The organism is Pseudomonas sp. AC136 (assembly GCF_979258585.1).
Map to the genome: position 1 here is coordinate 254,381 of NZ_OZ409865.1, position 20,420 is coordinate 274,800.

25 protein-coding genes and 3 tRNA genes are annotated in these 20,420 nt (G+C 57.1%); 12 read left to right on the top strand and 16 right to left on the bottom strand.

All coding sequences use genetic code 11. The features are described 5' to 3' along the window. Nucleotides 1-138: 138 nt before the first annotated feature. The 6 genes from ACZZZU_RS01105 (at nt 139) to ACZZZU_RS01130 (ending at nt 6,129) form a co-directional block, all read left to right on the top strand. On the top strand, nt 139-1,233 hold the full coding sequence (locus ACZZZU_RS01105) for an ABC transporter ATP-binding protein (protein WP_122495510.1): 1,095 nt from the start codon (nt 139-141) through the stop codon (nt 1,231-1,233). Further along, nucleotides 1,233-2,354 carry an ABC transporter ATP-binding protein gene (locus ACZZZU_RS01110; protein WP_463549453.1) on the top strand — a complete coding sequence of 374 codons (1,122 nt, stop codon included), beginning with the start codon at nt 1,233-1,235 and terminating at the stop codon, nt 2,352-2,354. The genes ACZZZU_RS01105 and ACZZZU_RS01110 overlap by 1 nt, the downstream gene beginning before the upstream one ends. After that, nucleotides 2,351-3,214, top strand: a complete 864-nt coding sequence (locus ACZZZU_RS01115) for a carbohydrate ABC transporter permease (RefSeq protein ID WP_122495514.1) — start codon at nt 2,351-2,353, stop codon at nt 3,212-3,214. Before ACZZZU_RS01110 ends, ACZZZU_RS01115 begins: the two co-directional genes overlap by 4 nt. A gap of 9 nt (nt 3,215-3,223) precedes the next feature. Continuing rightward, the gene (locus ACZZZU_RS01120) at nt 3,224-4,024 is read left to right on the top strand and encodes a carbohydrate ABC transporter permease (protein ID WP_122495515.1); all 801 of its coding nucleotides are present in this window, start codon (nt 3,224-3,226) and stop codon (nt 4,022-4,024) included. A 10-nt stretch (nt 4,025-4,034) separates the two neighbouring features. Then, complete coding sequence (locus ACZZZU_RS01125) at nt 4,035-4,307, top strand: DUF2160 domain-containing protein (RefSeq protein ID WP_122495517.1); 273 nt, start codon at nt 4,035-4,037, stop codon at nt 4,305-4,307. A 79-nt stretch (nt 4,308-4,386) separates the two neighbouring features. Further along, the gene (locus ACZZZU_RS01130) at nt 4,387-6,129 is read left to right on the top strand and encodes an ABC transporter substrate-binding protein (protein WP_122495519.1); all 1,743 of its coding nucleotides are present in this window, start codon (nt 4,387-4,389) and stop codon (nt 6,127-6,129) included. Nucleotides 6,130-6,268: 139 nt separating this feature from the next. On the opposite strand, the gene folD is transcribed toward ACZZZU_RS01130, so the two are convergent. Beyond that, complete coding sequence (gene folD, locus ACZZZU_RS01135; protein ID WP_122450797.1) at nt 6,269-7,123, bottom strand: bifunctional methylenetetrahydrofolate dehydrogenase/methenyltetrahydrofolate cyclohydrolase FolD; 855 nt, start codon at nt 7,121-7,123, stop codon at nt 6,269-6,271. A gap of 187 nt (nt 7,124-7,310) precedes the next feature. Here folD and ACZZZU_RS01140 point away from each other — a divergent pair. From ACZZZU_RS01140 to ACZZZU_RS01155, 4 genes are all read left to right on the top strand, one after another. Then, nucleotides 7,311-7,387 (top strand) — tRNA-Arg (locus ACZZZU_RS01140). A 50-nt stretch (nt 7,388-7,437) separates the two neighbouring features. Continuing rightward, a tRNA-His gene (locus tag ACZZZU_RS01145) sits at nt 7,438-7,513 on the top strand. 54 nt (nt 7,514-7,567) lie between these two features. Further along, nucleotides 7,568-7,652: transfer RNA gene (locus ACZZZU_RS01150), tRNA-Leu, on the top strand. A gap of 186 nt (nt 7,653-7,838) precedes the next feature. Then, the gene (locus ACZZZU_RS01155; RefSeq protein ID WP_463549454.1) at nt 7,839-8,363 is read left to right on the top strand and encodes a hypothetical protein; all 525 of its coding nucleotides are present in this window, start codon (nt 7,839-7,841) and stop codon (nt 8,361-8,363) included. 18 nt (nt 8,364-8,381) lie between these two features. On the opposite strand, the gene ACZZZU_RS01160 is transcribed toward ACZZZU_RS01155, so the two are convergent. The 12 genes from ACZZZU_RS01160 to ACZZZU_RS01215 form a co-directional block, all read right to left on the bottom strand. After that, entirely contained in the window at nt 8,382-9,548 is a 1,167-nt protein-coding gene (locus tag ACZZZU_RS01160; protein WP_463549455.1) for an Arm DNA-binding domain-containing protein, read from the bottom strand. 124 nt (nt 9,549-9,672) lie between these two features. Continuing rightward, complete coding sequence (locus ACZZZU_RS01165) at nt 9,673-9,915, bottom strand: hypothetical protein (RefSeq protein ID WP_463549456.1); 243 nt, start codon at nt 9,913-9,915, stop codon at nt 9,673-9,675. A 59-nt stretch (nt 9,916-9,974) separates the two neighbouring features. Then, nucleotides 9,975-10,937 (bottom strand): hypothetical protein, encoded by a 963-nt coding sequence (locus tag ACZZZU_RS01170; RefSeq protein ID WP_463549457.1) that lies wholly within the window; start codon nt 10,935-10,937, stop codon nt 9,975-9,977. A gap of 69 nt (nt 10,938-11,006) precedes the next feature. After that, nucleotides 11,007-11,351, bottom strand: coding sequence for a DUF7673 family protein (locus ACZZZU_RS01175; protein ID WP_463549458.1), 345 nt, complete (start codon nt 11,349-11,351; stop codon nt 11,007-11,009). Between the two features lie 50 nt (nt 11,352-11,401). Then, a complete protein-coding gene (locus ACZZZU_RS01180; RefSeq protein WP_463549459.1) occupies nt 11,402-11,533 on the bottom strand; it encodes a hypothetical protein in 132 nt (43 codons plus the stop codon). A gap of 24 nt (nt 11,534-11,557) precedes the next feature. Then, nucleotides 11,558-11,713 (bottom strand): hypothetical protein, encoded by a 156-nt coding sequence (locus tag ACZZZU_RS01185; RefSeq protein WP_463549460.1) that lies wholly within the window; start codon nt 11,711-11,713, stop codon nt 11,558-11,560. 48 nt (nt 11,714-11,761) lie between these two features. Continuing rightward, on the bottom strand, nt 11,762-14,497 hold the full coding sequence (locus tag ACZZZU_RS01190; RefSeq protein ID WP_463549461.1) for a toprim domain-containing protein: 2,736 nt from the start codon (nt 14,495-14,497) through the stop codon (nt 11,762-11,764). Nucleotides 14,498-14,507: 10 nt separating this feature from the next. Continuing rightward, on the bottom strand, nt 14,508-14,741 hold the full coding sequence (locus ACZZZU_RS01195; protein ID WP_463549462.1) for a hypothetical protein: 234 nt from the start codon (nt 14,739-14,741) through the stop codon (nt 14,508-14,510). A gap of 56 nt (nt 14,742-14,797) precedes the next feature. Then, a complete protein-coding gene (locus ACZZZU_RS01200) occupies nt 14,798-15,139 on the bottom strand; it encodes a hypothetical protein (RefSeq protein ID WP_463549463.1) in 342 nt (113 codons plus the stop codon). Next, the gene (locus ACZZZU_RS01205; protein ID WP_463549464.1) at nt 15,139-15,435 is read right to left on the bottom strand and encodes an ogr/Delta-like zinc finger family protein; all 297 of its coding nucleotides are present in this window, start codon (nt 15,433-15,435) and stop codon (nt 15,139-15,141) included. Before ACZZZU_RS01205 ends, ACZZZU_RS01200 begins: the two co-directional genes overlap by 1 nt. Before the next feature lie 76 nt (nt 15,436-15,511). Further along, a complete protein-coding gene (locus ACZZZU_RS01210) occupies nt 15,512-16,018 on the bottom strand; it encodes a YmfL family putative regulatory protein (protein WP_463549465.1) in 507 nt (168 codons plus the stop codon). Beyond that, on the bottom strand, nt 16,018-16,218 hold the full coding sequence (locus tag ACZZZU_RS01215) for a DNA-binding protein (protein ID WP_463549466.1): 201 nt from the start codon (nt 16,216-16,218) through the stop codon (nt 16,018-16,020). Before ACZZZU_RS01215 ends, ACZZZU_RS01210 begins: the two co-directional genes overlap by 1 nt. Before the next feature lie 21 nt (nt 16,219-16,239). Here ACZZZU_RS01215 and ACZZZU_RS01220 point away from each other — a divergent pair, with 21 nt between their 5' ends. Both ACZZZU_RS01220 and ACZZZU_RS01225 read left to right on the top strand, forming a co-directional pair. Beyond that, on the top strand, nt 16,240-16,647 hold the full coding sequence (locus tag ACZZZU_RS01220) for a helix-turn-helix domain-containing protein (protein ID WP_463549467.1): 408 nt from the start codon (nt 16,240-16,242) through the stop codon (nt 16,645-16,647). Between the two features lie 42 nt (nt 16,648-16,689). Continuing rightward, nucleotides 16,690-16,872: a hypothetical protein gene (locus tag ACZZZU_RS01225; protein ID WP_463549468.1), complete on the top strand. Its 183-nt coding sequence runs from the start codon at nt 16,690-16,692 to the stop codon at nt 16,870-16,872. 953 nt (nt 16,873-17,825) lie between these two features. On the opposite strand, the gene ACZZZU_RS01230 is transcribed toward ACZZZU_RS01225, so the two are convergent. From ACZZZU_RS01230 to ACZZZU_RS01240, 3 genes are read right to left on the bottom strand one after another with little or no spacing between them, the layout of a single operon-like run. Then, nucleotides 17,826-18,659: a hypothetical protein gene (locus tag ACZZZU_RS01230; protein ID WP_463549469.1), complete on the bottom strand. Its 834-nt coding sequence runs from the start codon at nt 18,657-18,659 to the stop codon at nt 17,826-17,828. 47 nt (nt 18,660-18,706) lie between these two features. Beyond that, nucleotides 18,707-19,975, bottom strand: a complete 1,269-nt coding sequence (locus ACZZZU_RS01235; RefSeq protein ID WP_463549470.1) for a phage late control D family protein — start codon at nt 19,973-19,975, stop codon at nt 18,707-18,709. Beyond that, a complete protein-coding gene (locus ACZZZU_RS01240) occupies nt 19,972-20,415 on the bottom strand; it encodes a phage tail protein (protein ID WP_463549471.1) in 444 nt (147 codons plus the stop codon). Before ACZZZU_RS01240 ends, ACZZZU_RS01235 begins: the two co-directional genes overlap by 4 nt. Nucleotides 20,416-20,420: the final 5 nt, after the last annotated feature.

A 20,420-nucleotide genomic window follows, 5' to 3' on the forward strand; every position in this document is an offset into this window, starting at 1 on the left:
GCCAGAACCAGGCAAGGCGAACGGAAGCTCAAAGGCGCAGCGTACTCAAGTACGTGAACACCTGAAGCGAGCGTTCAATGCGGTCTGGCCGGCGCACCCTCGGTCGAACCAACGTAGAACAACAAGAAAAGGACACTTATGTCTTTAGTGCTCGAACACGTCACCCGTGTGGTCGATGGCGAGTTGCACATCGACGACGCCTGTTTAAGTTTCGAACCGGGTTCGTTCAACGTGCTGCTGGGTCGGACCCTGTCCGGTAAAACCAGCTTGATGCGCTTGATGGCTGGACTCGACAAACCCAACAGCGGCCGCATTTTGATGAACGGCGCCGACATGACTAACGTGCCGGTGCGCAAGCGCAACGTCTCGATGGTGTATCAGCAGTTCATCAATTACCCGACGTTGACGGTGTTCGAGAACATCGCCTCGCCGCTGCGTCAGGCCGGCCTCAAAGACGCGGAAATTGCCGAGAAGGTTCACGCCACGGCGAAGATGCTGCGCATTGATGCGCTGCTTAAACGCCACCCGTTGGAATTGTCTGGCGGCCAGCAGCAACGCACCGCCATGGCTCGCGCGCTGGTTAAAGACGCATCGTTGATTCTGTTCGACGAGCCGCTGGTGAATCTCGACTACAAGCTGCGTGAAGAGCTGCGCCAGGAAATGCGCGAGCTGTTCCAGGCCCGCCACACCATCGCGATTTATGCCACCACCGAGCCGAACGAAGCGCTGGCGTTGGGCGGCACCACCACCATCCTGCATGAAGGGCGCGTGGTGCAGAGCGGCAAAACTGCCGACGTTTATCACCGCCCGCAACAGGTGCTGGCCGCCGAGTTGTTCTCCGAGCCGCCCATCAACCTGATGCCCGGACGGATCAGTGGCACCGAGGTGAGTTTCGCCGAGGCGGTGCACTTTCCGCTGAATCCGGATCTGCAAAGCATCGGCGAAGGTGAGTACCGCTTCGGCGTGCGACCCAGCCATATCGGCTTGGTGCCGTCCAACGACGATGACCTGGAATTGGCCGTAACCGTCGAGCTCGCGGAAATCAGTGGCTCGGAAACCTTCCTGCATGTGCGCAACGAGCAGTTTGTGTTGGTGCTGCATTTGCCAGGCGTGCATGAGTACGACGTCGACACCTCGATCCTCATCTATATCCCCACCCACAAGCTGTTCGTATTCGCCGCCGATGGCCGCCTGATTCAGGCCCCCAGTCGACGTGTCGGGAGGGTTGCCTGATGGCCGAGATTCGTTTGCACCATTTGGCTCACAGCTACAGCAAAACCCCGAGCGGGCCGGACGATTACGCCATTCGGGAGATGAACCATATCTGGGAGCAGGGCGGCGCCTACGCGCTGCTCGGGCCGTCCGGGTGTGGCAAGTCGACCTTGCTGAATATTATTTCCGGGCTGTTGAGTCCGTCCGAAGGCGAGGTTCAGTTCGATGGCAAGGTGGTGAATCTGCTGCCGCCTGAAGAGCGCAACATTGCCCAGGTTTTCCAGTTTCCGGTGGTGTACGACACCATGACGGTGTTCGACAACCTGGCCTTCCCGCTGCGCAATCAGGGGTTGAACGAAGCCAAAGTGCTGAGCAAGGTCAATGAGATTGCCGAGGTGCTCGACCTGCACCCGTTGCTGCACAAAAAGGCCAAAAACCTCACCGCCGACGAGAAGCAAAAAGTCTCCATGGGCCGGGGTTTGGTGCGTGACGATGTGTCGGCGATTTTGTTCGACGAGCCGCTGACCGTGATCGACCCGCACCTGAAATGGAAGCTGCGGCGCAAGCTCAAGCAGATTCACGAGCAGTTCAACATCACCATGGTGTACGTCACCCACGACCAGCTCGAAGCCTCGACCTTCGCCGACAAGATTGCCGTGATGTACGGCGGCCAGATCGTGCAATTCGGCACGCCGCGCGAGTTGTTCGAGCGCCCGAGCCACACTTTTGTCGGCTACTTCATCGGCAGCCCGGGTATGAACCTGATCGACGTGACTCGCTGCGACGGTGGCGTGCGCTTTGCCAACACCGTGCTGCCGCTGAGCGCCGCGCTGAATCAACGCCTCGCCGCGCTGCCGGATGCGACGCTGAAAGTCGGTATTCGCCCCGAGTTCGTGCACATCTGGGATGGCCCCTACGACGACGCGCTGTGTGGCGAGGTCGCCCATGTTGAAGATTTGGGCACCTACAAAATTCTGACTCTGACGCTCGACGGGCAAAAACTGAAAGTGCGCTTGCAGGAAGACCAGCCGGTGCCGCAGCAGAAGGTGTACCTGAGTTTTCCAGCACAGTGGCTGATGGTGTATGCCGACGACTATCTGGTTGAAGCAGCGGTAGACGCGCCTGCGGAGGTGACGCCATGAAGGTGCAGAACAACAAGGCGTGGTGGTTGGTATTGCCGGTGTTTCTGCTGGTGGCGTTCAGCGCCATCGTGCCGATGATGACGGTGGTCAACTACTCGCTGCAGGATATTTTCGACCAATCCAGCCGCTACTTTGTCGGCGCCGATTGGTACCGCCAGGTATTGGCCGACGACCGTTTGCATGACTCGTTGCTGCGCCAGTTCATCTTCTCGGCCTGCGTGCTGCTGATTGAAATTCCCCTCGGTATCGGCATCGCATTGTGCATGCCCACCAAGGGCAAAATGGCTTCGCTGGTGTTGATCGTGCTGGCCATTCCGCTGCTGATTCCCTGGAACGTGGTCGGCACTATCTGGCAGATTTTCGGCCGCGCCGACATCGGCTTGATGGGCTACACGCTTAATAAGCTGGGCATTTCGTACAACTACGCGGCCAATACGGGCGATGCCTGGGCCACGGTGTTGATCATGGATGTGTGGCACTGGACGTCGTTGGTGGCGCTGCTGTGTTACTCCGGTTTGCGGGCCATTCCCGATGTGTATTACCAGGCCGCGCGCATTGATCGGGCGTCGGGCTGGGCGGTGTTCCGTCACATTCAACTGCCCAAGCTGAAAAGCGTGCTGCTGATCGCCGTGATGCTGCGCTTTATGGACAGCTTCATGATTTACACCGAGCCCTTCGTGCTCACCGGCGGCGGGCCGGGTAACGCCACCACGTTCCTCAGCCAAACCCTGACGCAAATGGCGATTGGCCAATTCGACCTGGGCCCGGCGGCGGCGTTTTCGCTGGTGTACTTCCTGATCATTCTGTTGGTGTCGTGGGTGTTCTACACCGCCATGACCCACAACGATAAATCCCGCTGAGGCCCGACCATGACAACACGAAAAAAAGTGGTGCTGGTGCTCTATGTCCTGTTTCTGCTGGTGCCGATTTACTGGTTGCTGAACATGTCGTTCAAAACCAATAACGAGATTCTCGGCGGCCTCAGCCTGTGGCCCAGCCATTTCACCCTGGCCAACTACAAGGTGATTTTTACCGACCCGAGTTGGTACACCGGCTACCTCAACTCGCTGTACTACGTGAGCTTGAACACGCTGATTTCGCTGACTGTTGCGCTGCCGGCGGCCTATGCGTTTTCTCGCTATCGGTTCCTTGGCGACAAGCACCTGTTCTTCTGGCTGCTGACCAACCGCATGGCGCCACCGGCGGTGTTTCTGCTGCCGTTCTTTCAGCTGTATTCCTCGATTGGCCTGTTCGATACCCACATTGCCGTAGCGTTGGCGCATTGCTTATTCAACGTGCCGTTGGCGGTGTGGATTCTTGAAGGGTTTATGTCGGGCGTACCGAAAGAAATCGACGAAACCGCGTATATCGACGGCTACAGCTTCCCGAAATTCTTCGCCAAGATTTTCATCCCGCTGATTGGCTCGGGCATCGGCGTAACCGCGTTTTTCTGCTTCATGTTCTCGTGGGTCGAGCTGCTGCTGGCGCGCACATTGACCTCGGTAAATGCCAAGCCGATTGCTGCGGTAATGACCCGCACGGTGTCGGCATCGGGCATCGACTGGGGCGTGCTCGCGGCCGCCGGGGTACTGACTATTTTGCCGGGCATGCTGGTGATCTGGTTCGTGCGAAACCATGTAGCCAAGGGCTTTGCCCTGGGCCGGGTGTGAGGAACTGACGATGGAATGGATGGCTTGGACGACCCCCACCGCAGCGTTCTTCGCGGCAATCGCGTTGTTGCTGGTGGGCATGACGGTGTGGGAACTGCGCTCGCCTTGCGTTGAGCGGCGCGGGTTTTTACCGATTGCTACCACCCGTGGTGATCGGCTGTTTATTGGTCTTCTCGGAAGCGCCTACCTGCATTTGCTGGTGATCGGCGCGACTGAATGGAGCATCTGGGTGGCGTCCGCGCTGTCCCTGGTGTGGCTGTTGGTTGTGATGCGTTGGGGTTAGCCGGCAGGCGGGCCGCAGCTGTCGTTGTTGTCTGCCCCGCGAGGTTGGAGCTCTACCTAATAATTACCAGGAGGTGTCTATGTTGAACAAAAACAACAAACTGCGACATAGCGTGACGTTGGCGGCGATTTTCGCCCTGAGTGGCTTGAGTGCAACAGCCTGGGCGGACGCTTACGAAGACGCGGCAAAGAAATGGATTGGCAGCGAGTTCAAACCGTCCACGCTCACACCCGAGCAGCAGCTCGAAGAGCTCAAATGGTTTATCAAGGCGGCCGAGCCGTTTCGTGGCATGAAGATCAACGTGGTGTCGGAAACCCTGACCACCCACGAATATGAATCCAAGGTGCTGGCTAAAGCGTTCAGCGAAATCACCGGCATCACCCTGACCCACGACCTGCTGCAAGAAGGCGACGTGGTGGAAAAACTGCAAACGCAAATGCAGTCGGACAAGAACATCTACGACGGCTGGGTGAACGACTCTGACCTGATCGGCACCCATTTCCGCTACGGCAAAACTGAGTCGATCACCGACCTGATGGCCAACGAAGGCAAAGACTTCACCTCGCCAACCTTGGACCTGAAAGATTTCATCGGTATCTCGTTCACCACCGCGCCGGACGGCAAGATTTATCAGCTGCCCGACCAACAGTTCGCCAACCTTTATTGGTTCCGTGCCGACTGGTTTGAACGCGCTGATTTGAAAGCCAAGTTCAAAGAGAAGTACGGCTATGAGTTGGGCGTGCCGGTGAACTGGTCCGCCTATGAAGACATCGCCAAATTCTTCAGCGAAGACGTCAAGGAAATCGACGGCAAACGCGTGTACGGCCACATGGACTACGGCAAAAAAGACCCGTCCCTGGGCTGGCGCTTCACCGATGCCTGGTTCTCCATGGCCGGCGGCGGCGACAAAGGCTTGCCTAACGGCTTGCCGGTGGACGAGTGGGGCATTCGCGTAGAGGACTGCCATCCGGTGGGCTCCAGCGTGACCCGCGGTGGCGACACCAACGGCCCGGCCGCTGTATTCGCCACGCAGAAATACGTGGATTGGATGCGCGCCTACGCGCCGCCAGAAGCCCAGGGCATGACGTTCTCCGAGTCTGGTCCGGTGCCTGCGCAGGGCAACATTGCTCAGCAAATTTTCTGGTACACCGCCTTCACCGCCGACATGACCAAACCGGGCCTTCCAGTGGTAAACGCCGATGGCACGCCGAAATGGCGGATGGCGCCGTCGCCACGTGGCCCGTACTGGGAAGAGGGCATGAAGCTCGGCTATCAGGACGTAGGTTCGTGGACGTTCCTGAAATCGACCCCGGAAAAGCAGCGTCTCGCCGCATGGCTGTACGCGCAGTTCGTGACCTCGAAAACCGTTTCGCTGAAAAAGACCATTCTGGGTCTGACGCCGATTCGTGAGTCGGACATCAACTCGCAAGCCATGACCGACATGGCGCCCAAACTGGGCGGTTTGGTTGAGTTCTATCGCAGCCCGGCCCGCGTGCAATGGACGCCGACAGGCACCAACGTGCCGGACTATCCGCGCCTGGCGCAGTTGTGGTGGAGTCATATTTCGGAAGCGGCCAGCGGCGAGAAAACCCCGCAGGAAGCGCTCGACGGTTTGGCTAAAGACCAGGACGCGATCATGACGCGTCTTGAACGCTCGAAAGTGCAGCCAATCTGTGGTCCGAAAATGAACCCGGAAAAGGATGCGCAATACTGGTTCGACCAGCCGGGCGCACCGAAGCCGAAACTGGCTAACGAGAAGCCCAAAGGCGAGACCGTTAACTACAACGATCTGTTGAAGCAGTGGGAAGCGGCGCGTAAGTAAGCGGCGTTTTTCGTAAGGCATAAAAAAACGGCACCTTGAGGGTGCCGTTTTTTTATTGCGATCCCAAAACCTGTGGGAGCGGTTTTAGCCGCGATGCTCGTTTGCAGGAATCGCGGCTGAAGCCGCTCCCACAGGGATATCAGTCGTGCAGATGCTCAGCGGCGTACAGGGTGTTCTCAAGCAAGCATGCACGCGTCATCGGGCCGACACCGCCAGGCACTGGCGTAATCCAGCCGGCGCGGGGCAGGGCGGTGTCGTACACCACGTCGCCCACCAGCTTGCCGTCTTCCTGACGGTTGATGCCGACATCGATCACCACGGCGCCAGGCTTGATCCACTCACCTTTCACCAGGCCCGGCTTGCCGGCCGCAACCACCACCAGATCAGCGCGGCCGACGTGGCCGGCCAGGTCTTTGGTGAAACGGTGGGTGACGGTCACGGTGCAGCCGGCCAGCAACAGCTCCATCGCCATCGGACGGCCGACGATATTGGACGCGCCGACGATCACCGCGTCCATGCCGTAAAGGTCGACGCCGGTGCTGGCCAGCAACGTCATGATGCCTTTGGGCGTGCACGGACGAAGCAGCGGAATACGCTGGGCCAGGCGGCCGATATTGAACGGGTGGAAACCGTCGACATCTTTGTCGGGGCGGATGCGCTCAAGCAGTTGCGAGGCATCGAGGTGCTCGGGGAGAGGCAGTTGCAGGAGGATGCCATCGATGGTGGCGTCATCGTTGAGCCGGTCGATCAGCTCGCGCAATTCATCCTGAGTGGTGCTGGCCGGTAGGTCATAGGCATGGGAGAGAAAGCCGACTTCTTCGCAGTCTTTACGCTTATGGGAAACGTACACCTGAGAAGCGGGATCGCTGCCGACCAGAATTACAGCCAGGCCCGGGGTACGAAGCCCTTGCTCGCTGCGTTCGGCGACACGTTGGGCGATCTGCTTGCGCAGGCTAGCGGCGATCGCCTTGCCGTCGATAAGTTGTGCGGTCATGACGCTTGGTTAACCATCGGAAATGATTGAAAAAGGACGCGCATTCTCGCATGACCGGCCGAGCGGGCAAAGGCGGGCGGTCAGCATTTTCCCGTAACTCCTTTATCTCACTGAATTTTTTACGTTTTAGTGTTGACGGCTGATGAGCTCGTCTATAACATTCGCCCCGCTTGTCGAGCACAGCCAAGTGCCCGTAGCTCAGCTGGATAGAGCATCCGCCTTCTAAGCGGATGGTCGCAGGTTCGAGTCCTGCCGGGCACGCCACAAGGCTGTTTGGCAATACAAGCAAAGCAACACAGCAACAACGCAATATGGTGGGCGTAGCTCAGTTGGTAGAGCACAGGATTGTGACTCCTGTTGTCGTGGGTTCGATCCCCATCGTCCACCCCATATTCGAAAAGACGCCAGACCTTAAACAGTCTGGCGTCTTTGCTTCAAAGCTTCGCGGACGTGGTGGAATTGGTAGACACACTGGATTTAGGTTCCAGCGCCGCAAGGCGTGAGAGTTCGAGTCTCTCCGTCCGCACCAATTAAGCTGCTGTTTTACAAGGGTTTTACCTTCGACGACCTCCTAAGGGGAGCGTTTTGGGAACAAACTGGGAACGGCGGAATGAAAAAGGCAGCCTCTGAGGCTGCCTTTTTTCGTTTCCAATTTCTGTATTTGGCTTTACTCGACAGATGCTTACAGCGATGCCGTCATTTAAAGGAGAGGGAAATGCACCAGAGCAAGGATGGAGCGTTAGGCGACCGCATGGTATTAGCGGGTGTGATGATGGCTGTGCTTGGAACAGGGTTTAGCGTGATAACTATGGTCGGAAATGGGTTCTGGACCGGCGTAGTAGCCTTCGTTTTTACAAACGTGTTTGCTTTTCTTCTGTCCGCCATAGGCGCCAATAAATCTGGGAGGAGCGTGTGGGTTGCTATAGTTGATCTAAGAAATCTGATTACCCGTGCGCCCGACGAATGGGTCCACTCCGGAGAAATCATTCTCTCCAACTTTGTGCCCCCTACAGCGGTCGTCATCAAGCTGCATTTTGAGCTCTTTGCTGACCGGTTGAACATTCCATTAAAGATTAGGGTATCTACTGAGCCCCGTGGATTAGGCGTCTCGTCCGTAGGCAGCGGTGAACTTGGTGAGCTGACGCTTATGCTTGATGGGTGCGGTACGATTTATTACTCCGTTTCGCACCCATCTATCCGCGTGGGTATTCGCGTTAGCGGGTGGGAGGACTCTTTTTAAGTTCTCTCTCAGATCAACTCATAACCTGAGAGCCTGTTCTAACAGGCCAACCATGTCCGGCCCATCCTCATTGATCCATTTCCCATAGTGCTTCCAGATCATGGCCGTCGACGTGTGCCCCATCTGGTCTGCAATCCAGTCGAGCGGGACTACTCCCGTGCTCAGCATTTGGCTGGCATAAGTGTGCCGACAGTTGTTGGGCCCACGGTATCGCACGCCACGGTCGACCAGGTGCTTGCGCCACCAGTTTTTGAGTAAGACGTCTGAACTAGTCCAGGCAGCGTCGGTGGTGGTCTTGTGGAATACGAACCGCACCCGCTGCAATTTGACTGTCTTGTTGTCACGGTCAGTGACCTCGACCTCAACAGGCGCCAGCCCCTTTGTGAATTTCGCTTGCGCCTTGAGTGCGTTCAAGGCCGGCTTGAGCAAGCGCACCTCGCGCGTCGATCGCCGTGTCTTGGTCACCTTGTAATGGCTGCGGACCTGCGACCGGCGGAATTTCACCGTCCCGGCGTCGAGGTCAACGTCCTCCCAGGCCAGAGCGATCGCTTCCGAAACACGCGGGCCAGCCCAAACCATAAAGCTCGCTAGATTTATTTCCTGCCGGTGATCAGGGTCAGCACTTAAGAGCAGGTCAATCTCTTTGCGGTCAAACGGATCTGGTTCCTCGGCATCGGGCAAACGCACCGTAATGCCCTCGGTTGGATCGTGAGCAGTTTTATTGCGGGTTCGGTAGAGCGTAAAAATTTGGCGCAGGTAACTGACGATCTCGCGCACAGTTTTGTTGTGCAGCTTGGGCATCAGCGTTTTTTGCACCCAGGCTTGCAGGTCCAAATGATCGATCTGATCTGCTTGGTGGTCGCCCCACATTGGCCGGATGTGGTTCTCTGCTTTGCTTTTGTAGGTGCGAAAGCCTGAGGGCGCCAATTCATTGCGCTTGATATCGAGCCAAAGGTCGACGTAGTGACCGAGGGTGTTGGTTTTCACCCTGGAAGAATCAGGGAAATAGCGCGCATAGCTGAACGTCCCCGCTTTGATTTCGTAGTTGATCATCCCCACCAGACGCTCGGCCTGGGCAATGTTCCCTGCGCTAGCATCGCCGGGGAAAGCTTCCCGGCAGAGTTCGCTCTCAAACCGAAAGTACACACGCACGCGGTTACCGCGTACTTCAACTCCATCTGCCATTTGCGTCCCCACGCATAAGAAAACCGCGCCAGTGTAGGGGCGCCGTGACGTAGAGGCCCCAGATAGGGCCAAGAACTTGCCTCGTCAGTTTCTTGTAGATTGGCCCGATACACGCGGGCTGGTCCTAACGAGCATAGCGGCGTCCTTTTTGTAGTTTGGCCGCCGCCATTTCAGTCTGCAGTGCGGTCCACTCCGCTTCCTTGGTCTGCTGGCGGATGCGGCTGCAACGCGTGTGCTTTCGAGTTGAGCGGGCTTTGCCACAGATATCGCAAAGGCTGGGCAGATCCAGGCGGTGGCTGGCCATGGTCGGCCGGGTGCGCGCAGTGGTAGCCTGTTCCCCGCTGACTTCGGGGGTTTGTGCTTGCATGGTGCTTCTCCTTGGGGTTGGTCCGGCCTCGGAGGGTTGCCGCCCTCCGGGGCCATCTTTTATGCGGCGACGTATCCGCCGGCGCTTTTGTGCAGCACGCCCATTTCGGCGGCCTGCTGCAGCATCTTGGTGGCCTTGCTGCTGCCTATCCGTAGTTCCTTCGCCACCTGCCTAACAGCCACTTTGGTGCCGCTTTCTGTTCTGGCGATTAATTGCCGTAGCAGCGGCGGTAGGCCTTGGTCTGCGTCCGTTTCCGCTCCGGTTTCCGCTTGTTCTTGCGGTTGTTCCTCGGTTCGTTTCTGTTTCTCGGGTACGGATACTGGGTGGCGTTCCGCTGCGGTAACGGGCCGTAGGGCTGCCAGTATCAACGCGGGTACAACCTCCAGCGCGGCGGCGAAACCAAGGCAAAGAAGGGTGGCAAGTTCCAGAGAAAGACCTGCGCCCTTGGCCGAGTAGGCAAGTAGAGCTGTCAGTTCTTTGGAGGCCTGGTCTCTGCGTGCTTGGGCGTGTTCGCGCTCGGTGTCGAGGCGCGTTAGGGCCGCTGCTTCCAGCTCCAAGGCGCGACTCACCATGCCTCGGTCGCGCAATGCGTTGGCCTGCTGATGGGCGGCGAGGGCATCGCTGTCGAGCTGTTTGATGCGGGCAGCATCCGCGTCACGTTGTTCCACCAGGTCGACCTGGCGTTGTTCCTGGCGAGCCTGATGCTCAACGCGGCTAGTGATGATTGAGGTCATAAGTCGGTCGTAAGTCGCCCAGCCGGAAACACCACCCAGGGCCAACGCGCAGCCCATCATCAGCAGCGCACACATGGTTCGGCGAATAGCCAGAAGGCCCAGGGCCATAGGCCAGGCGATGTACTTAAACAAGTCCAAGACCACAGCTGCCGAGGCAAAAAGGGTGGCGAGTAGGGTGTTGTCGATCAGGGCGGCGATGGCCAATGCAACTGAAGTGGCTGTCACGCCTGCCAGCGCGGCGACCATTACCAGCAAAGGCCAGCGCTGGTGCTGTTGCAGGTGATGCATGGTGCTTCTCCGTGGGGTAGGTAAGGCCTCGGAGGGTTGCCGCCCTCCGGGCTGTATCGTTTCTTGGGCTCAGGCCCAGTCGCGTTTGAGTTTCGACCAGATGGCGTCGCCGTTCTCGACGTATTCATGTACCTCCAGCTCAGGCCGACGATCGAGGCGCAACACGGCCAGGCAGTCGTCCCAGAGGCAGCTGTCCAGGCCGCGCAGATCGGTGAGCGCAAAGGGGAAAGCGCTTCCGTTGTAAAGGCTCAGCAGAAATCGCCCGACGATGCGGCTCTGACCGCTGTCTCGCTGAGCTACTGGGACCAGCCGGCGTAATGCCTCGGTACCCAGCGCTCGTATGTAAGGGCGCTCTGCCTCTTCTACGGCGAGGCGATTCAGGTCGTCTTGATGACGTTTATGGAGGTTTTGCACGGTGCTTCTCCTTTGGGGTGTACCAGGGCGTTGCCGCGCCCTGGTGGTGTTTAGCGAATCAGGGTGAGTAGAAGGTCGGGGGTGGAGTTGCAGCCAACCAGCAGCAGCGCGAGCGCCACGGCGCTGGCCAGCAGGGTCATCACTGTTTCCGCCTTTGAGTTTTCCGGCTCTTGGTTCTGCATGGGGGTTGCTCCGAGACGTCTGGATCAGCCGAAGCTGCAATCCATCAGGCTGAGGTAAACGAAAATGTCGATGCTCTTCTCGATCGCGCAGGCCGATACAAACAGCAGCGCTGCGAAACCGATTGCCATGGCCAAACTGTGTAACTGCCGGTGGTTTTTGAGTAGTTCTTCGTCGTGCATGGTGCTTCTCCTTGGGGTCGTGCCTGGGCATTGCCGTGCCTTGGCGGGTTAGTTGGCCTTGAAGGTCCAGCACTTCACGGTTGTGCAGCGCTGGTTGTTCGCGTTGTTGCGAGCGTTGTAGGCAGCCCGAACGGCGCTATCGACGCCGACGTTCTTGCCGATGAAGGGACGCGACCGGCTATTGCCGAGCAAGGTGCGCAGGGTGGTGGCGTCGGCGAGTTTCTGTTTGTGCTCCGCCGCCCGCTCGCAGAAGTCGTTGATGCTGATGGCGATGAGGTCGGGGTTTTTGCTGTGGTTGACCAGGGGCTCGTCGTAGAGCGATTCCAGGTAGTCGAATACCTCCCAAAATTCGGCCACTTCCTGCGGGTCAGAATTCACGGAGTGCTGGCGGGCTACTGCCATGGCGCGCAGCTCATGCATCACCGCGTCGTACTGGCGGTCAGAAATTGGGGCCACCAAGCGCAGGGCGTCGACCAGCGCCATTAGCTGGGCGTGGTTTTTGATAATCCGCTCGATGCGGATTTCTTTGAGGGCGCGCAGCTCTTGCTCGTACACCCGCACACGCTCGCGGAAAACCTCCAGCACCTTGTGTTCAGACCGGGTAGCCATGAGCAAAAAGTGGCTCAGGTTCTCAACCTGCAAATGGTTGAGGTTGTCCGCCGCCGCGCGACTGTTTTCGGTGACTTCCGGGCGAATGAAGTGCAGGCGAATGATGCGTGTGAGGATCGCCTCTGAGGCCACTACGGTGGCGTTTTGGCTGATAACCAGGGCGGCGCGGAATGGTGGTTCGTGCGTCTCGTTGCCTGACGTCTTAACGCCAGTGACGCCCAGGCTGCCGCCGTTGAAAAGCGGCTTGAATTCGTCCCAATCGAAGGCCTTTGAGGCGTTGCCCTTGTCGTCGCTGCGGTCGGCTTCCAGCATTACAACTGGCATGCCGGATATCTGACTGAGCCAACGGCGCAAGCCCGCTTTGGACATTTTCGAGGGGTCTTTGCCTTCCTCGTCTGGACGCCCCAGCAGCTTCCACAAAAACGTCAACAGGGTGGTCTTGCCGGCGCCGGCCTCGCCGGTCACTTCCAAGAAGGGGAAGCTCTGAAATTCAGCGCGGATCTGCTCGGCGAACAGCGAGCCGAACCAGTAGGCGAGGGCGATAAGCCCTTGGCTGCCAAAGCACGTCCACAGCCAATCAAGCCACTCTTTGCGATACCCCTCTTCGGTGCGGGAAATCTCCATGCGGATGGATTTTTGCAGGGTCTTGAGGCGCAACCCCTTGAACTCGAAATAGTCCTCCGCATTGGCGGCTTCCACCACGCCGCCGCGTACTGCTAGGTCGCCAAACACATAGCATGCGTGCTCTTTGCTGTAGCCGATGAAGTCGATGGTCTTCACCGTTTTCAAGCCGAAGAGCTGCTCCTTCATGATCTTGTCAAGGTGGGCGCCGCTGCCGGTGAAAACAGCGCCGGCAGCCATGCCTAGCAGGCGCTTTTTAAACTCGCTGGCTGCGGCCACCTGGCCGCCAGTGAAGGTGTTACGCACAGTCGGTTCGTCGTGCGGAAAGTCGACGCGGAAGTAGTACCAACTCTCGTCTGTCACTTCGTTGCGTTGGAAGTACAGGGCCTGCGGGTAGCAGTTAGCGATTTCCACCACGCAACCGGCCTGGCGCAGCGCCTTTTCGCGCATTTGCTTGCTGTTGAGCTGCTGCTCGTTGTGATCGTCGCTGCCTTCCAGGCCCTGCATAGCGCGATTGAATTTGTCCAGATCGAGCTTGAACCAGTACAGGCGGTGGTCGAAGGCAAAGTGGAATTCGCCTTGTTCGCGCCAGTCGTACATGAGCAGAGCTTTCTCACTGGCGTTCTCGGCCAGTAGCAGGGAGCCGTGGTAACGAGCCAGTCTTAGGTCGCGGTCGACGGCATCGGCGCGCTTGCCGGCGTCGTCAATGAATTGCCAGCGCTGGTGAAGATCGTTCCAGTCGGTTTTGCGGTCACCTTGCGGATACTGCGCAGCCTCACATTTAAAGCCCATCTCGCGCGCCATGGTGGCGTGCTTGCGGGTGAAGCGATGTGCGCCTGGCTCATTATCCAAGGCCCAGACCAGTGTGGGCAGCTTTTTGCCTTCGTTGGCTCGTGCTTTGGCCAGCGCTTTGAGCGACTCAAAAGGGAATGCGCCCGAGCTCATTGCCGACACAGCAGATATGCCGTGATGCACCAGGGCGATCGCGTCGAAGATGCCCTCAACAATCCAGAGCTCGTCTACTTCCTGCAGATCAACAGAAGGGGGGCACCACCAATAGCCCTTCGGCGAGTGACCTTTGGCAAAGCGGGCTTTTAGCTTTCCGAAGCGATGAGGGCGGTCGATCAGCCGTTCCCAGTACACGCCGTGCTCCAGTGGGAAACGCACGGTCGCACTGCCGATTCGCAGTTCCGGGTGCCAGAAGTTTTCCTGGCTGTACCAACCTTTTACTAACGCCAGGTCGAAGCCGCGAGCAAATTGCAGATACGCATCGGCCGACGCGTGAGGGGCCTGCTCGGTGGAGGGATGCTGCTTGCTGTAGTCGTCGAACAGATCGTCGAACAGCTCCTTTACGTGCCATTGCTCACCGCACTTGCTCTCGCGTCCGCACTTGATGAACCACGGTTCGTCGTGGCGCGAATACAGCTCCCTTTTACCGCAGGCGGGGCAGGTGCCCTTGCGCAGGTAGTGGGTACCCGTCATGTGCGTTAGGCCGTAGTTGCCCTCCAGGCGGTGGAGCACCTCTTGGCGGATATTGTTGGGCATGGATTTCATTGCAGGGGCCTTAATTGGATGCGCTGAGGGCGGCTTTCAGCGCGCCGATGGTGCGTTTGTTACCGGCCATGGCCGGGTAGTCGTCGAGGATTCGTCTGCTGCGCAAACCCACTGGGACGTCGCGGTAGCGATCGCTGTACCAGTACTCGTTGAAGCCCCGGCGGAGCTCGGCCTGCAAGCTGCTGAGCAGCGCTTCCGCTTCCTGTTTGGGCATAGCCATTTGCAGTGCTATGGCGGTGGACATGGCGTTCTCCGGGCGGAACTTCCCCAAACCCACGGCGTGGGATGGGCTTGGTTAGGTCAAGGGGTGATAAAGCGAGCGAGGAAGGCGGTCGGCAAAATCCGTCGGTGTACCAACTGGCGTTGGCCGGAGCGGATATCAATCAGGCAAATATCCGCCTGATCGTTGGAGCCTGGGTCAATGCCGACCCAGTCAGGCCGCAGCAGCTCACTCATGGCCAGCTCCACCAGGCGCGGTGCCAAAAACAGCGGCACTTCCAGAGCGCGTACCAGGTAGTTAACGGCGCGGTCGGCTAGCTGCTCGTCGTCGCCAAGGTGCTCCGCTCTGTGCAGTCGCAGAAAGGCCAGGGCTGCGGCCTGCATGCTGCTGCGGTATTCCGTTTCCGGGGCGTGAGCGTCCATCAGGCAGACTCCTCGAGGAGTTGATCCAGCATGTCGGGTTGGTTGGTCGTGACTTGAGTGACGCGCTTGGCCTTCATTCGCTCCAGGGCGGGGGCGATGGGCAACTGAATCAGAGGTTTTTCCAGGCCCGACGGGCTGAGCTGGTAGTCGATGGTCACCGACCCACTGAATTTGGCGCCGCAGATCAGGCTTACGCACTCGTAGTACGCGGATCGGAAGCAGGGTGTTTGCCCTTCGGTGGTCCGCACGCGGATTGCCCCACCACAGGCTGGGCATACCAGCTTGTAAGTGCTCATCAGTTCTCCCCGGCCACCAGTCGCGGCCATGGCTTTCGCCAATCAAATACGACGCCTTGGGCGCCTTAGTGCTGTTTTAGTTACCCGGCTGCATTTTGCGATGCAGGGTGATTACGGCGCTGACTTCGGTGTGGCAGGCCGCAACGTGTTCGCGGTGTGCAGCGATGATTTCCGCCAGCTCGGCTTCGTTGATCTGACCGTCTTCTAGGGCCTTGGTAATCAACTGGTCGAGCTGGCCTTCCTTCACGTCCGAGCGAAGGGCCAGGGTGTAAAGGTCGATGTTGTCGATGGTTTCGCCATTCGGCATGGGCACGAAAACACCGCCGTACATGCGGCAGATGTAATCGGGTAGGAAGGTGGTGCCGGCGACTTGTTCGAGCAGATAGAGCTGGTCATCTGCCAGCGGCCGGTGGCCGGTGCTTTCGTAGGCTTGGTTGTCGAACTTCTTGAGCTCTAAACCGAGCAGTGCAGCAGCGCATTCACGACCACCTGGATAGGCGTTGATGAGTGCGCTCATGACCTTGCGGCGGCTGTCGAGAATTGCGCGCCTGGCGTTCTCGTTTTTCGTCGGGTGGGCAGCCATTACTGTTGCACCACGCCGTCTTTGATTCCGAGAAGAACTGCTGCGCGGTGAGCCTCGCCACGACGTCCTTTCTTGCGACCGTTAAGCAGGTCGCTGACCAGATTTCTGTTCAGGTCATGTTCGCGGCTGAAATCCGCAATGCTTTTCCCGTTGCGGTCAAGAACCGCGCGGGCTTGCTCGGGGGTAAGTGGGGCATGCATAGTGTTAAACCGTGTTTAATCGTGTTTGACGAAAAGGATTCTTGGGCAGATTTCTGTTCAAGTCAACTTATATTGATCAAAAAAATGCTCATCGAGTCAGGGGTAGGCATGCGCCTACGTGAAGAAAGGGAGCGGCTTGCTCTGAATCAGGCCGATTTCGGCGTGGCTGCGGGAGTCAGTCGAGGCACGCAAAAGGCCTATGAACTGGAGTCGAGCGCTCCAGATACGCGCTATCTGCAAACGCTCCAGGGGATGGGTGTAGACGTTTACTACGTACTGACAGGCGGCCGCGTTTCACCAGGTGCAGCCGACCTATCGCCTAACGAAATTCAGGTGCTGGAGAACTTCCGCGCAATGCCGGCCGGCGACAGAGACGTTATGCAGCGCACCATGGCCGCGTTAGCAGATGCGGCGATCAGAAAGGGCTAACTACTCTTGCAGTAGCTCAATGGATTGAACTAGGAGCAAGCCATGGCATTGATTGCCTGCAAAGACTGTAAGACGGAAATTTCTACCGATGCCAAAGATTGTCCAAAGTGTGGTGCGCACAACTCAGCCGCATACACCGGCGTGCGGATCGGCGGCTTGTTCTACCTGGGCCTGCTGGCCCTTTTGTTTTATGGCTTCTGGCGGATGATGACCCCCTCGGCATAGTCCGACCCTTTTTCGGTACCGATTCAGGCTTGCAGTTTCATAAATGTGCGTACCTTGGGATGTGACCGCCCGGAAAGCCTATTCGCCAGCACCACCACTTGTTTGACTGGGGAGCTGGTGGCATGCAAAAACGTGCTGAGGATTGGGTACTCCGGGCGATTTGGTTGGTGCAGTCGGCACCAGTAGTCCGTCACAAGGAAATGGAGTACGTACGATGGAAAACCTTACCCAGTTGGAATACCTCTTTCTCGCCCTTCTGCGGGAGCTGAGTGAACAGCAACGCGCCGATGTGCTGAGGATCATGGAGGTGTTCGCGCAGTCAGCGAAGTAAGGATAATAAGCCCCAGCACAGCTGGGGTTTTTTGTTGATTAGAGAAGGTCTAAATATCGAAGATATAGTGCGCAACCAGGTATTAATATTGCGAATACACACCAAATAATTGGTAGGTTGTATTCTAAGAAATGTTTTGAGTGTAGTGCATAAATGAAGTCTTCCCGGCACTCATCAATAAATAAGCGAAAGTAATTCACGGCTACCGTTTTGGGTTTTGAAACACCGTCTTTATAAACATGATAAGTTATAGCTCTTGTAAAGACTCTTCTTTTTAGCGTGAAGCCATTAGAGTTGCTTGACTCGGGTAATAACTTTGAAAGTTTGGAAAGTGTTTTCGGGGAGAGGCTGATAAAGCTTCGGTCTGTCTTAAATTTGGCGTGCTCTTCAATGTATAGTGTTTTGAATCGAATTAGCTCATATAGTAGAACCAGCCACATGAAATAGAGAACTAGTTGGGGGCGTTCTAGCGTGACCGAAATAACAGGTGCGTTCACTGCGGCAAGCTTCCCACCCGCAATTTCATATAAGATCAGTAAGCTAGATATTACTAGTAAGTTTCGTCTACACTTCGACACTTCATCCATGATTTTTCTCTAATTTGGGATTGTTAATTCAACTCCTAGCCCTGTGCTATTTTACGAATGCGGCGTGCCACCTTGTCTGCTAGGACTTTAGTAGCTTGTCCGTCTCGCGTGAGTCCCAGCTCTTCTAAATCTGAAACTGCATCTGGATGTAATTCTGTGGCAATCAAAGGATAGAAGTGGATAACCTGGCTGGGCACTACTGTGGCAGAGGAAGGGATTCTATTGATTATTTTATAAGCAACATGGGCAATTAATCCTTCAATGTTTAAGTTGAAGCTGCTTGTTTTTTGTTTTGCGAATTTTTCGACTTCCCGCTTTGTGATTTCAAGATCAAGTTTTGCTGCGTCAAGCTCCTGGGTTTTTTGTAGCAGGGATATTTTAAATTGCTGCTTCTCTTGAGCGTCAAGTTGAGATTTTTGAAGCAGTTCCTCGATTTTGGCCTCGTATGCTTTCTGTTTCTCTTTAATGTCTTCTTCGCTAGTGGCAATGTCTTCGCTGCGATTGTTGTAACGGAAGCTATCTAGATTTGATCTGAGTCCGGTGTAGTTTTCATTAAGGCTGCTAAGTTTTTCGCCAAATCCGCTCTCAATTCTTCCGAGCATTTCAGCTGTGTCTTTGGTAAATAAATAAGTATTATTATAGAATTGGGCGCTTGCCTCGTTGGCTTTAAAGTAAAATATAGCGGAAAGCCAAATTGAAAATATTGACATTATGAGTGCTAGCAGGTCCGTGAATGAAAATGCTGAAAAGTCAAAATTTATCTCGGAAAATAATATTTTTATTATGGCTGAGGCCAATAAAATTATAATGGCAATGTCCCGAATCGTCGGAAGTGAAAGACCCGTACTCGTCCATTTTGTGTCACTCATAAAATTTCCTTATGTTGGTTGGCTCTTGATGTTAATACGGTCCGGCTTTAACTACCATTTTTATGCATTCTTCGCCATTCTCGGTCCAAAGCTCGCTTAGCACTGGGCTTGCTCGAATACAACCACCGTAGCCGTCGTGGCCTAGTTTGATCACCACTCGTGAGCGATTGTTCGGTACCTGCTTTATCGTCGCGATAGTAAGCAATGATCCCGGTGTATTCCCCCGGTCCCTCCTCATACAACCCGTCAACCTGGTCCTCAGGCAACTTGCTCTCCAGCTCCAGGCTAGTGGTGAATCCACCATCAGCTGTAAGGCTGTGCTGCACATTCCCTCCGTGCCAAATGACGGCGTCGATCTCTCCCTTAACACCCTCCAGGGTGTAGGTCAGCTCGGGTATCAGATCAGGTCGGCCCTTGGCCAAGGTATAGCTAAGTGTTGCGGTACCGCGCTGCAGCCGATTCCACTCGCTACGGGCAGCTCGCAATGCGCTTTCTCTATCGCTGTAGGTGTGGCGTATATCCTTGAGGCTCTCGACGCCGCCGGCGATCGCTTCCTGCTTTTTGGCGCTGTTCACATCGTAGAAGTAAGCCCGCACGCCGTCGTAACTGTCTCGCTCGGCCTGGAGGTAGCGATGGCCATCACCATCGGCTCTGGTGAGCGTGATATGCGGTAGAGCCAAACCTGTGGCGGTCTTGCCGCCGTTGCCGCGCATAAACACCAGCCGACCGGCTTTGACGGTGGCCACCGCGTCGAAGTCTTCCCCCAGCCGAGTGAGGATGTTGGCGTCGGATTCGTTTACCTGGTCCAGCTGGAGCACTGGGATAGCTGCAAGGTCGCCGGTGATGGTCGGCACCAGGCCATTGCGCTGGGCAATGCGCTTGACCACTTCACCCAGGTTGGAGGCGCTCCAACTGTCCTCACGTTTAACTTTGAGACCCTTGCGCAGATCTGCGCTGCGGGCGCGGATGTTGAGCGTGTCGGGTGCGCCGCTGTGTTCGGCTTCGTCAACGGTGAACGTGCCCTTGTCGACCAGGCCGGTGTCGGTCCAGCCAAGCCACAAGCGGACCACCGCGCCCAGCGGCGGAATATTCAGCAGTCCGTCGTGGTCGCTCAGGCTGATATCGAGTTGGTCTGCCTCAATGCCCCGGTTATCGGTGAGGTTGAGGCTTATTAGGCGCGGGCTTATCAGGTGGGCGATATCGGCGCCATCTACGGTAAGGCGGTAGAGGGGGGCGGGGTAGTCGTTGTCGCCTAGCAGGGATTTGGCGGCGTCGCGGAGCACGCCGGTTACGGTGGCGATGGCGGCGTCGATCACAGAAGAATCCTGCGCAGAATATTGCCCGCAGTGCTCAGCTCCGCGCCGAGCAGATCCACTTGTCCATCGTCGACGCGTTTTAGCGATAGGGTGAATTCATAGCGGCGGGCCGTTCCGTCCTGAAAGAACACCGTCTGGGTGACGCTGAGGCTTTCGATTACCCAAAGCCCGAGGATGCGGCCCGTGCCTTCCACCAACGGCCAGGCCTTCCCTGTATCAGCCATTAGGCGGAGGCCGTCCAGGCTGAGTGGGCTTCCGGCCAGCTCTGGCAGCAACACGCCGGGAAGGGTGATAGCGTCTTCACCACGGCCAACGAACTGACGTGCCGGGTTCGTGCCGACGCGACTGGTGGTTGGGTGGCGCCAGTCGGTCTGCCGCTGTAGCTCTTGGTAGGCGAGGGTGGGTAGGCTAAATACGAACATCCCGAGGGCCATCATCATGGCGG